7 protein-coding genes are annotated in these 13,471 nt (G+C 51.1%); all 7 read right to left on the reverse strand.

Going from position 1 to position 13,471, the window contains the following annotated elements:
• Positions 1-146 precede the first annotated feature (146 nt).
• Positions 147-1,667, reverse strand: a complete 1,521-nt coding sequence (locus tag KJW29_RS21970; RefSeq protein ID WP_214626196.1) for a response regulator — start codon at positions 1,665-1,667, stop codon at positions 147-149.
• Entirely contained in the window at positions 1,660-3,465 is a 1,806-nt protein-coding gene (locus KJW29_RS21975) for a cache domain-containing sensor histidine kinase (protein WP_214626197.1), read from the reverse strand. The genes KJW29_RS21970 and KJW29_RS21975 overlap by 8 nt, the downstream gene beginning before the upstream one ends.
• 180 nt (positions 3,466-3,645) lie before the next feature.
• Positions 3,646-6,060: a glycoside hydrolase family protein gene (locus KJW29_RS21980; RefSeq protein ID WP_214626198.1), complete on the reverse strand. Its 2,415-nt coding sequence runs from the start codon at positions 6,058-6,060 to the stop codon at positions 3,646-3,648.
• A gap of 114 nt (positions 6,061-6,174) precedes the next feature.
• Positions 6,175-9,045, reverse strand: coding sequence for a sensor histidine kinase (locus tag KJW29_RS21985; RefSeq protein WP_214626199.1), 2,871 nt, complete (start codon positions 9,043-9,045; stop codon positions 6,175-6,177).
• Positions 9,042-10,394 carry a response regulator gene (locus KJW29_RS21990; RefSeq protein WP_214626200.1) on the reverse strand — a complete coding sequence of 451 codons (1,353 nt, stop codon included), beginning with the start codon at positions 10,392-10,394 and terminating at the stop codon, positions 9,042-9,044. The genes KJW29_RS21985 and KJW29_RS21990 overlap by 4 nt, the downstream gene beginning before the upstream one ends.
• 39 nt (positions 10,395-10,433) lie before the next feature.
• A complete protein-coding gene (locus KJW29_RS21995; protein ID WP_214626201.1) occupies positions 10,434-11,918 on the reverse strand; it encodes a glycosyl hydrolase family 28 protein in 1,485 nt (494 codons plus the stop codon).
• Between the two features lie 64 nt (positions 11,919-11,982).
• Positions 11,983-13,467 (reverse strand): glycoside hydrolase family protein, encoded by a 1,485-nt coding sequence (locus KJW29_RS22000; RefSeq protein ID WP_214626202.1) that lies wholly within the window; start codon positions 13,465-13,467, stop codon positions 11,983-11,985.
• Between the last annotated feature and the right edge of the window lie 4 nt (positions 13,468-13,471).

Below are 13,471 nucleotides of genomic sequence, written 5' to 3' on the forward strand. Positions count from 1 at the left end.
TAGCCCTCGACGGCATCCCATGTGCTCATATTGGAAGATCGCTTGTTGTTTGTTACGACAATGCATGGCAGGAGCCGTATGCAAAAAAACAACCCCGCTTCTCCGCACAGAGAAACGAGGTTGTTCCATACTTTATGACAAGGGGGTTAATTTTTTTCCATGCAGCCTTCCGTGATTTCTTTACGTCGTTTCTTGTGTTGCTTGCAATCGTACGGCGATTGGCCAAGATGCTTCTTGAACAGCTTGCTGAAATGAGCGTAATCGTCGTAGCCCACCATGCGCGCCACTTCGTACAGCGAAATATCCTGCTCCAGCAGCGCTTGTGCCGCTTCAAGACGGCGGCGGATCAAATAATGAATAAAGCTTTGCCCCTTCTCTTGCTTGAACAGATGGCTCAAATAATTCGGGCTGATGTAATGCTTGCGGGCAAGCTCTTTCAGCGAAATCCGATGCGCGTACATCAGGTCGACCTCGCGCGCGACATCCTCCACGATGAGCTGGGCATTCGGCTCGCCGTTCTGACGCTGTCGGCGATCTTCCAGCTGCTCCGCCATTTCCTCCAGCAGCTCCTGCGGATTGCCGCAGTGCAGCAGCATGTCCTGCGTGTAAGCCGAATCCGTCAGCTCCGGCTGCAGACGGGAAGTCAGGTGGTCTATCGCCGCCATGAACGAATTGTACAGCTCCGCAAGACCGCTCAGATGAATGCGTCCGGCTTTGATGCCTTCATGAACGTCGATCAGAATCGCCTTCAACTGCTCCGGCTTGGCCGCTTTGGCGATCCGTTCCCTGATTCCCGTCACAGCCCCGTTTACGTCGGACTTATAGCGATGCACGCCCTTTCGGCCTGCCAGTATCGAAGTGTCTGCCATCATCGCGGCTTGATGATAGACGTTGCCGGAACGGCTGGACGTGTCGCAGACGGCGCTGAGCCCTACATCCCAACGTTTCGCCTGGACCAGTCGCCTTATCGCCCTGTACAGCCTAACGGCCGAATCCGCTTCCAACTGCACGGCGAGCTCCATCATGTAGCACCACTTGGATGAACTGACTCGGCTTCGGTAGAAAGAGATGCCCTCTCCCTCTAGCAGCTCGTCCAGCGGAGCAAGTTCCTCCAACCCTAGCGGTCCGTACGCCTTCACGCAAGCGAACATGACGCGCGACTGCGGCGCGAAGGCCGGTCTGAAGTCAACCAGCCCTTCCAGCAGGCGAACGATCGGCAGATCCTTCCCGATTCCTTCCAGGAACAACATCGCCTGCTCGGCTACCTGTCGTCCGCTGCGCTCCCGCTCCCGCTCCGCCAGACGTCGCTTGCATCTATCCAGCGTGTCCAGCAGTTCCGCTTCGTTGACTGGCTTCAGCAGGTAGCTGAAGCAGCCCTGCTCCAGCGCCTGCTTGGCGTAAGCGAATTCGCCGTAAGCGCTCATGAACACCACCAGCGTATCCGGCGAAGCGCGATTCGCGAAGCGAAGCAGATCCAGGCCGCTTTTGCCCGGCATTCGGATGTCGCTGACCAACACGTCGATGCGTTGGCGCCTTAATATGCTCTCGGCGGCCACCGCGTCGTTCGCTTTGCCTGCCAGCCGGAAGCCCGCCTCTTCCCAGTCGATAATTTGCTCCATATCCTTCAGAATCCAATGCTCGTCGTCTACCAACAGCAAATTATGCATGATTGTGGTCCTCCCCATTGCGATGCGGTATGGTGATGGTTACGACCGTGCCCCGCCCTTCCCAGCTCTTGATGGATAGTCCGTACGGCTCGCCGTAATAAATGCGTACGCGACTGTGTATGTTCTCCAATCCAATGCCTTGTCCGAGATGCTCCCTCTCCGGCGGTTCTTCGATACGGCCAGCCAGATGCTCGCGCACACGCCTCAGCTTCTCTTCGCTCATGCCCATGCCGTTGTCCATGACCATGATGCGCAGATCGCCGCCCTCCGTCTTGCCGGCCTGCACGCGGATCAGCCAGCGCCCGCTTTTCCCTTCCAAGCCGTGGAACAACGCATTTTCTACAAGCGGCTGAAGGATCAGCTTGACGATGGCCTGTCCCTTGAGCTCCGGCTCCATCTCCGTCCGGAATTGAAGCCGCTTCCCGAAGCGAATGCGTTGGATCGCGATGTACGTATCCAGATGCTCCAGCTCCTTGAACAGCAGGACGTAATCCTCGGTGCGCGTGATGTAGCGAAAATAGGACACCAGATGATCGATCGCCGAAGCAACCTCCTTCTTGGCTCCGGACATCGACATCCCCCGAATGGAATGCAGCACATTGTACAGAAAATGCGAATTGATCTGGCTCTGCAGCCCGCTCAGACGGAAAAGCTGCTTCTCCATTTCCGTATCGTGCAGCTGCTTCTGGGACAGCAGCAAATGGTCCGTCAGCCGCTTGATCTGGTCAAGCATATTGTTGTAATGATCTTGAATGACGGTAATTTCGTTGCGATACCCGAACCTCAGCACGGCGTCGAAGTTGCCGCTGGCCGCGCGGTCGAACGCGTCTGCCATCTTCGTGATGGGATGGGTAAGCCGAATATTGAAGGAAACCACGACCAGGATGACGACCGCGATCAGAATGACAACGACGCCAACAAGCGTATATTGGATGAATGTCGCCTTCTCCAGCAGCTTGTCTTTGTTGATTAGCGCGACGAAGGTCCAGTCCAGACCGTCAAACGGAATGATCTGGTACAGGTAGTCTACATCGTCCAAACGGACAGGCCGTACTTCTTCGGTCGGCTGCTCCCGCAGCAGCGGGGCGAGCTCGGCAATGCCTGTTTTGCCGGAAGAGGCTCCTACAATCTCGCCATGTCCATTCACGATAAAAAGGCTGGCCTTGTTGTCCATATTCGCCGTCTGCAAGGCATGCCTGATCCATTCGATATCCAGCAGCATTACTCCGATATACAGCTGATCCAGATATCGCGTCTGCTGAATAGACTTGATCTGTCGGAATGCTAGCATGCCCGGTCTTCCGTCCTGCATCTCGAAGAGCGGCGAATATTGTATCCTCGTCGTCAACGCCCCTTCCAGCTGCTTATTGCGAATATGCGTCATCATGGCAGCCGTGATAATGCCCCCTTCCGATACCGTGCGGAAGGTATCCGCGTTCACCATTGCCAACGACTTGATTGTCGACTCGAGCGACATGTAGCTGTTCAGATTGCGCAGCAGCGTGTCCGATTCCTGCCAGCTCTGATTGGCGATCATGATTTGCTGCACGTTCCGGTTGTAGAAGATCGATCTGGACAGCTGGTCCATTCGTCCGAAATATTCGTCAAGACGATCGTTTGTCTGATTGACGATCTGTCCGATGCTGTCGAGCGCGTTTTGCTTCATCATATGTACATATGACAAATAGCCCATTGTCCCTAACAGGAGAATGGGCAAGACCGCAAGGCAAATATTCGTGATGATCATCCGATAGCTCAATGGGTACTTTTTCGTGTAGGATAAAATCTGCCTGAACATGAGCACCTCCGTCGATGCCTGACGATGCGGGGTTTATATGTCCCTACATAATCTCACACTCCGGCAGAAACATCCATGTCATTTCATTGGAAAAAAGCTTGTCGTTTGTTACGATAATACGCCTGCTTCTGCCGACTCATAACGAAGAGCCTCCAGCATTGCTGCCGGAAGCTCTCTTCGTTATGAATACGTAATATCCGGACTCCAAATCGTCGTATCGTATCCGTTGTTTCCGTTTTTGTTCAATAGGAAGTAGATATTGTCGCCTGCGGCAACTGTTATGCTCACATCATGGTATACGCCGCTAATATCGTCATGCGCTATAAACTGATAACCGCTTGCCGGCCATACTTGCGTGCCGTTTTTCATTATCTTGACGAGCACGCCGTCTCCGCCAGCCCCAGCTTTCTTCACGTTCCCGGAAATACGAATCGTTCCGGACATCGGCGCCATCCAAACTCTCGCTGTATCGTTTGTATCCGGGTGCATAGCACTTCCGTTCCATATCGTATTGTATGTGTAGGAGCCGCGCCATTGCTTGTCAACTGAATGCCACGCCATATCGCTGTAGCCTGCGCCGTTCCATTGCTGGTATTTCCAATTCCAAGCGCCTTGATAAGTCTGGAAATCAGTCGTCGCATTGTATGTCGGACGATATGAAACAGCTGCATCCCAGACAGTTGTATCGTAACCGCTGTTGCCGTTCTGATTCACAATGAAATAAACATGATCGCCAGCGGCCACATTGACGATAGGTCCATGGATTAAACCACTGTTATCGTTGTAAGCGACTGTATGCCATCCGCTGCTAGGCCATAGCTGGGTATTGTTTTTCATAATCTTCACCCGTACGCCGTCCCCGCCGGTTATATCCCATTTGAAGACGCGCCCTTTAATTTGAACGTTTCCCACCTTCGGCGCTTTCCACGCTTTCACGGCATCGTTGGTATCAGGATGGATGAAGAACGGACTCCACATGCCTCCGTATGCATACGCCCCCCTCCACTTCTTCGAACCCACGTCCCACGTCATATCGGAATATGCGCTTCCGTTCCATTCCTTGTAGGACCATTGATTCTTCCCTTGAACGGGGGTATATCCGAGAACAGCGGAATATTCGTCGGTCGCCGCATGGAAAAATACATTTTTGACGTACGGGTTGAGATCGAAATGGCGGTCGCCCAGGCTTGCCACTGGCTGCCCGCCGATGGTAACGTTTTCAAAACGAATGTTACTAATCTGCTTTTGGTAGCCATAGCCATGGAGCCGTATTTCTTTGTTGCCAGTACCTTTGACTGTAACATTGCGGAACGTGACGCCGGATATATACCCCGGCCAAGTCTGATTGCCTTGAATGGAGCCGAACCAGAAGCTATCCTCGAACGATTGGTTTATGAGGCGTTCGCATTGTTCTACGCGAATATTCTCATACAGAATGTTTCTGAACTGCGTCCCGTGCAGCGATGTAATGCCAAACACTGCACGCTCGTTCAGCTGCCCAGGATACGTCTTATCGTCAAAGCTGTACAAAACGTCGATGTTCTTGTATTGGATGTTATCGTAATAGGCCGCTTGCGTCTCAGCGCCAAGCGTAAATACATTATTGGCGTCGCTCCAGAATTGGCTGTTCTGTATCGTGATATTGTAATTCGGCGCACCCAAGGCTGGATTGGCCTCAGGGCCGCCTACGCCTCCTTTAATAGCGATACAATCGTCGGCCGTTCGGAAGAATACATTATTATAAGCAATATCATGTGAATTAATAATATTCAGCCCATCTGTACTAGCATAGGTCGGACTGACTACTTTATAACCGCTCACCGTTACGTTATTGCTTAATGCGACTTTGCCCGACCAGCTGCTCGCTCGGCGGTTTACTATAATATCTCGAAGTACGATGTTACTGCTATTCTCGATAAACATCGGACTGTCCCAATAACCGTCGGCCGTGCGCCAGTTCATGGTCAGGATGCCTCTGCCGCGAATGACGGCGCCGCTGGCGGAGTGGACGACGACGCGTCCGTTGACGACCGCACCGCCTGCAATATACAACGTCTTCCCGCTCCCTACATTGATTTGCTCATTCGGCGTATTGCGCAAATCGTGGTATCCCGGACCGAAATAGATAACGTTCGGATCCGTCGGACTCGGGATGTCCGTCTCCGGAGCATTGCCGAACAAATGCAATACTCTTCCTTGGTAGTTCCCGTCCAGAACAAGCGTTACGTTCGTCGGCCCAGAGAGCGCAAACGTAATCGTGTTGCCCGTCCTCGTCGAGGCCAGTCCCAACGATTCGGGGGCTAGCTTGTAGGACGCGAAAGGAATATTAACGGTTACCGACACCGATACGGTACCAGTGAAATCGAAATAACCAAATGATACCGTATTGTTCCAGCCGTTCTTGTCGCCATACAAATCGACATTGCTCGCATCTGCCGAAACAGCAAAGTCGTAGGACCGGGCTGCCCCGCTCGGCGCAGCGTATGTCGTAACCGTGCCCGCTGCCTGTACAGTGGCGTCGAAATCCAAACCTGTCCATAAGATTACAACGCAAATTATTGCTTTTAATGAAGCGAATACCGCTTGTTTTACCATGATACCACCGCCTCCTATAGTGTTCAGACTAATTGTTCTAAGCACTATATTACAAAATCAGGCGGTATTGAATAGGAGGTTTTTCTTTGGATTCATTCACTACTATTTAGGAAATTAAAACGGGAGTCTTATGGTTATCGTCGTTCCTATGAACTCTTCGCTTTCGACCGTCAATTCCAGCCGCTCTCCGTAATAAATGCGCAGCCGTTGATAGACGTTGACAAGCCCTACACCGCTCGAACGTGCCGATATTCCTTTAACTGGCTCAAGGGTCATTTGCTCCGAGTCCATCCTTAGCAAATCCCTTACCTTCTTCAGTTCTTCATCGCTCATGCCAATTCCGTTATCCGATACGACGATTACTAACCGTTCGTCTGCCACTTCGGCGCTTATGCTGATTATCCCGTTCTCATATAGGTCATCAATTCCATGCTGAAGCGCATTCTCAATAATCGGCTGCAAAATGAACTTCAGGACCGATGCTGCCAGAGCCGCTTCGTCCAGCTTCCAAACAACGGCGAACTTGTTTTGAAACCGCAGCTCTTGTATCGTCAAGTAGTTGCGGACGTGCTCGATCTCTTCACTGAGCGGTACTACTTCATTGCCGGTATTAATCGTAAAACGAAATATTTTGGCTAAAGAGTGTACCATCGTGCTTACCTCTGTAGCGCCATACTGCCGCGCCCGCATATTGATAGCTTCCAAGGTGTTATACAGAAAATGAGGATTGATTTGCTGCTGCAGCATGCCGAGCTCGGCTTTCATCCTTGAAGTGACCAAATCCTTCTCACGGATCTGCTTGTTGATGTTCTCTTCCATCAATTCATGGATCTGCCCCAGCATCTGGTTAAAGCTCACGACAAGTCGGCCGATCTCATCCCGCGGACCCGTTCTATGCTCAGGCCCGAGAGGCAGCACCTCTTCCTTCTCAACCGCATGCTTCAACCGTTCAATCGGTTTGATCAGCAGGGACGAGACATTCCACATCGCAGCTAAAATAATAAGGAAGATCAGGACGATGAGCACTATAAACCGTTGGAACATGCTGTTAATCTTCAAATAAATATCATCGATTGTCATAAAGACGTAGGTTGACCAGTCCATGCTGCCGATCTCGCGATGCACGATAACCTGATTGCTGCCTTCGACCTGATCAATCCCTACCTTCTCCATATCCCGCACATTCCCGCTCCACCTCTCGCGAGCCGCTTCCTTGAAGCCTTCGGATGATGTATTCGAATAAATGAATTGGCCGGAATGATCCAGCATAACAAAGCTCTGCTTCCGGTCCGACGTCACATAGGAGAACGCGTCTTCCTTCAAGACGACCTGAAGGTAAGCGTCCGTTGTCTTGCCCGTTTGCAGTGACGGAACGGACAGCTTCTTAATCAGCATCATGGAAGGATGGCCATATACGTCTTCAAGCCCGGTAACCCATACGATCTGCTCCGGATTCAAGCTGCTGAGCAGATCAGGGTCGATCGCAGACAGCTTGAATAAGGTCAAATTATTGTAGAAGGCCGACGAATAGCGCGCAACTCCTCCGACATCGTATAAGACGAAATAGGAGAGATCGCTTAGTCCTGGGTAGCTGGCCACCGTAAAATCTTCAATGTTTTCCTTATACGAATACGGTGAAGTTAAATTCGTCAACCGGCTATCCGTAGACAAACGATTCGTCAGATTCTCGTACCGTTCCATCCGGTCGCGCAGCTCCACGACAAGATGGTTCGACGATTCAACCGATAAATCTACCGCTTTATTGAAAACATAGCTATACATCATAAACAAATGCATGCCGACTGCTATTACGACTGGAATAAGGACGGATGACAGAAGAAGCAGCAATATTTTGCCCCTTATCGTAAATTTCGAAAGCCACCCTTCCGTAAACCGATCCTCGGGAATGACGCTCTGGAAATTGAGATCATTCCCTTTCTTCCATACCATTCTGGCCAGCATCCGGAACGGATACATAATCCAATTAGCCAGCTTGAACGCAATCCCAAATCCAATCAGCAGTGTACATGCAAAAAAAGCAAGGTAAGCGTATATATAGTTCTGTCCCCACATCGAATCATTTTTTTCACGTTCAAAAAAGACGATATGAAGTCCATAAGGGGATATCGGCATCGTCCTTACTTTATATTCTCCATCAAGCTGCTGCTCCCACTCGGCTAGTCCGCTTTCCATTCTCTGCGCGACCATCTTCATAGCGTCGCCGTTCGGCACATTCGACCATAACGTCTGCCATTTCTCGTCCATTACGGCGACATAACCCTCCCATAGACTCGTCGTAGGGAGCTCGGCTGTAAAGATGCGTTCATCAAGGACGATGACAGACAACACGTTCAAATAATTAACGCCGTTATTGATAATCAGATGGCCTTCAATTCGCTTGAAGAACGAATCAAGGCGCTGCCGCTCATCCTCCGTGACACGACCCTTGTTCGCCTCGATCATGTCCGTGAACATACCTGGCGGAATGTATGTTGGCATGCCGTAATATCGGGTGAACGAATCAAGCAGGCCCGATCTTCTCAGTTCGTCGATCCATGGAATTTCACTACCCGGAATGAAAGTACCGTCGATGAATGACTTGCCAAAGTTTTGCTGGTTAATATTTTCACCTATAAAATAAATCTGATCGACAGAGCCCGGCGGCAAATGAAGCTGTTCAAGACGCGAATTTAGCCCGTTCCTAGCCAATACTTCCTCCTCATGCGGGCGAAGGCTTAAGAACGAGCGAGCGTAATTCATGAAATCGAGCGATTCAATCTGCAGCGACAAGGAGTTCATCTCGCCCAGCTTTGATGCGATCTGACTCTCTACATGCTTAGATAGATTTTGCTCGGAGGCGCGCCGAATTTCGGAGCCGACATCCCGCGTATTCCAATAACTGATGCCGACGAACGCGATTTCGGACAGCAAGGTCAGCAGAACGGCGATTAAGACGAGACGGTTGCGGTGATAACGAAATCTCATAATCCAACGTCCGTATCGCCTACGGCATACGCGGCGTTGCGGTATTCGTTCGGTGATTGTTTGGCGTATTTTTTGAATACCAGCGTAAAGTATCTCGGATTCTCGTAACCTACCATTTCCCCGATCTCGTGCACTTTATAGTTGGTCGACTTTAATAGGCTTATCGCCTTCTCGATTCTGAATTCCGTCAAATAATCGATATACTTCTGTCCGGTGAGTTCTTTGAACAGATAGCTTAAATAGCTAGCGTTCAAATGGACATGTTTGGCTACGTCGTCCAACGTGATAGTCCGATCATAATGATGTTCGATGAAATGTTTTGCCTCTTGAATGAGACGTTTGGAGTTCATCTGCCCCATATCCTTGCGAGGCGCCGCTTCTTGGCAAGCTGGCTCTTCTCGTTCATGGCTGCTGTTGCGTTCATTCATCGAAGAAAACGAACGTTCTGCCTCCCGGTATGATACCCGAATATGCCCTGTACCGCTTACAATCGGGCCTACGGAATACGCCGCGTGGGACTTAAACAGTCCGCGAAACCGCTTTAGACCGTCCAGCAGGCGGTCGAGCTCGCCTGCCAACCCGTCCTGGCTTCCCTTAAGCGCAGCTAAGGCCGACGGATCGGTAACAATGAGCGAACATTGCCCATCTTGATCAACATAATGATACCCAAGCCCTCTCTCGTCCCACAGATCCCGCAGCAAATTATCCAAGGTAAATAAAATTAAGTTCCAATCCTTATCCCCCACGCCCGCCGGCCTTTCCGGATAGGCGGTAAAGCGCAGCAAGCATACCGCATATTCCCCGTTCTCTTCCAGCATCACTTCTGCCGAAACGCTCTCGAGCTCGATGTCATCTGCCGTCATGTCTCTCTGCAGAATATCCCGGAGAAACTTTTTGCGCAGATGCCGGGCGGACAGCTTCGCTTGTCGCTCAAGCGCGGCCGTCCTTGCCTGCTGCTCTTTCTCCTCGCCGATGAGATGAACAACCTTTTTCAATACTTTCTCATATTCCGTGAAATCGAGCGGCTTCAGCAAATAATCCAGCGCCCCAAGCTTCATACTTGCCTTAGCGTATTCAAAATCGTCATAACCCGATAAAATGATTATTTTGGTATGCGGATATCGGGAAGCTACTTTTTCCGCTAATTCCAAGCCATCCATAAGAGGCATCCTTATGTCCGTCACTACGATGTCCACCGGATCGCTTGCCAAAGCTTTCAACGCAAAGAGACCGTTCTCGCATTCTTCCGACACCTCGATTCGGAGTGCCGAATAGTCCACGCTTCGAAGTCCTTGCCTAATCTCATATTCATCGTCAACGATCATGAGCTTGTACCGTTCGCCGACCATTCGCTAGTCCCCCCCTCTGACGACAACCATTTTACTCCATTATATATTAGAGGAACCGGAACTAATCAACTGCAAGTTGCTGGCGAATGCATTGATTCGGAGGTTTGCATCCTTTATCCGCTCAATAGATGTTCGATCCGCGAACAGCCCTTCGATGCGAATATTCTCGACCAGATGGTCCGCATCGAAGCCGTGGAACAGTGAAGGCACGCCTTGCGGAACATGGATGTTGCGGAACAGAATATTCCGGATTCGGCCCGGATCTCTATCAACGGACCAACGGTCCTTGAAGATAAGGCAAACCATCGCATACTGCCGTTCATCCTCAATTCTAATCTGTTCGAACCGCACGTTCTCTATCGTGCCGGAATCTCCGACGATAATGCACAGAGATCCCAGCTCTTCCGTCCAAGTCGCCACGCTGTGCACGATATCGCAATCCTCGAAGACGACGTCGCGAATATCGGTTCGCGTCTCGCCTGTAATGCCGAAGCAACGAACCTTGTCGTTCCACACCGTGCATCTGCGAACCGTAATATCTCTTCCGCCGATTGCGGGAGGCGCGGCCATCGCTTTCACCACTACGGCGTCATCCCCGGTACGGATCAGGCAGTCCTCGACGGTTACGCCTTGGCTGTTTACGATATCAATCCCATCGCTATTCTCTCTATAGCCGATTAACGTCATATCCGTAACGAAGCAATCGCTCGACTTTGACAGATGAATGGTCCAATGCGACGTTCCGACGATCGTCAATCCCTCGATATAAACGCCGCTGCTCTCATGAATGAACATCGCCTTGCGGGCATGCCAATCGAGCCTGGACATATCGATAATGCCCCGCCCGCGTATCCGAATGTCCTTGCCTCCGTCCGTGACGATGAAATCACGGTACACCTTCTTCTTCGCCCAGTCGCTCTCGACGACCGGAATCTCATTCTCGGGAACGAACACCTGCAGCACGGCCCCTCCCGACACATAAAGCGTCTGTCCTTGGGTCAACTCCATACAGCTCACTTGGTGCAAGCCCGGTCCATAATAGATGACGCCGGAATCGCCTTCAACCGGAATATCCCGCTCTTCGGCATGCACCGTTATGAATAATGGTCGTTCTTCATCGTCGTTCGTCTCCACGATCAGCTTGCAAGGACCGTTAATCGGGATATGAACTTCACGATCCAACACTTCCGGCTGAATGCCTCGAGAGGCCGGACGAACACACGCGCTCTTCACCTTCCTCGAGCTTCGCGCAATAAGCGTAATGCCGGCCGGTTCGCCTGCAAAGGACAATGAAGCGAACGAAGCCGGGCCTCCGTTTGTAACAGGAACAGCATATACGGGAACCTCATGCCCGCACACCGACAACTGCCAATCCCGTGACAATACCAATCCGTCTGGATCGGCACCGAACGCATCCTCGCCTTGCAGCCGAAGCCGATCTTCGCTCACCGCGTAAGAAATTCCCGGCGGAGCGGCATCTATACAGATTGCCGTACCATTCTCACGTATAATTGTACTGCTCATCCCCATCACTCCTCTTCTTTCGATCGCAATTCCAGTCCATCCACCATAAGCCTATGGCTGCCTCCTATTTCACTTTCCAATTTTCCGTATACGCGTTCACCGTAAAATGCGGATCGTTAGGGTCTTTTATTTTCTTTCCGTTGATTCTGATATTGTCAAACGTGATATCCGACAGGAGACGATCTTTACTCCAGCCATTCAATTTAATTTCGTTCGTTCCATCCGAATAGGACGTAATATTTTTGTATCGAATGCCGCTAATCGACCCCGGCCAAGCCCAGTTCCCTTGAATCGCGCCGAAATAGAACGACGTGTCCATCTGAACGTTAATAAGCCTCTTCGCCTTTTCAACCCGAATGTCTTCGAACGTTATATCCTTAAATTCCGTGCCGTGCAGCGCGAATATATTGATCGCGGAACGATCTGGAAGCACATCCGGATGATCGCGATCGTCGTAGTTATAGAGCACGTCTATATTTTGAAAGGTAATGTCTTTGAAATAAGCGGCGACCGTCTCGGCTCCGATCCCGATCGCGTTATTGGCGTCAGACCATAGCTGTGAGTTTTTATAGGTAATGTTGTACACTGGCAACGCTTTGGCCGGATCTTCTTCATGCGACAACCCCTTAATGGCTATCGAGTCGTCGGCGGAATGGATAAAGGAACCGTCGAAGACGATATCGTGGCTGCTTATAATATTGAACCCGTCCGAGCTTGCGAACCTTGGGCTTACCGCTTTATAGTTCAACACCTGCACATCGCTGCTTCCGTACAGCGACGATGTCCAGCTGTTCGTGTCGCGGTTCACAATGATATCCCTTACCGTCGAATGAGTAATGTGATTCAACGATAAAGCAATGTCATCGTATTCATCCTTGCTCCTATAGTCGTTTAGCAGAATGCCTCTGCCTCTTATGGTCACATTCGTCGCATTATCCGCCCGAACACGCCCCCTTACCACCGCTCCTCCGCTAATGTACAGCGTCTGGCCCGAGCCGATCATCGTCGGCGCCGTGCCGTATCCGCTTAAATCATGGAAGCCCGGAGCAAAGTAGATGACGTTCGGGTCGGAAGGATCGGGGATATCCGTCTCCGGCGACTCGGCGAACAAATGCAGCACCCTGCCCTGATAGTTTCCGTCGAGCACTAATGTAACGTTGGCAGGACCGTTAAGAGAAAAGGATATGGTATCTCCATCCCGTTTTCCCTTAAGCCCAAGCGATCTTGGGACCAGTTCATACGTGTCGTACTCAAAGTTCGGAGTAATTTTAATCGTAGTGCCGCCTGGCATATCGAAATAACCGTAAGAGACCGGGTTGTTCCAGCTGTTATTGCCGCCGTTGTACAAATCGATATCGATCTCCCCCGCTTCCACCGTATAGTCGGACGAGCGGTAATTAGCAGGCAGTTCGGCCGGCGCCGCATACGACACAACAGGAAGTTCCTTGACGTCTGGCTGCGTACAGCCTGCAAGCACCAGAATAAAAGCCGCCATGAATAATGGAAGCATCAGACTTCCTATCTCCAACCTCTTCTTTGTTCCTCCCATTCCA

Origin of the sequence: Paenibacillus agaridevorans (genome assembly GCF_018604145.1) — a bacterium.
Classification (GTDB): Bacteria; Bacillota; Bacilli; order Paenibacillales; family Paenibacillaceae; genus Pristimantibacillus; species Pristimantibacillus agaridevorans.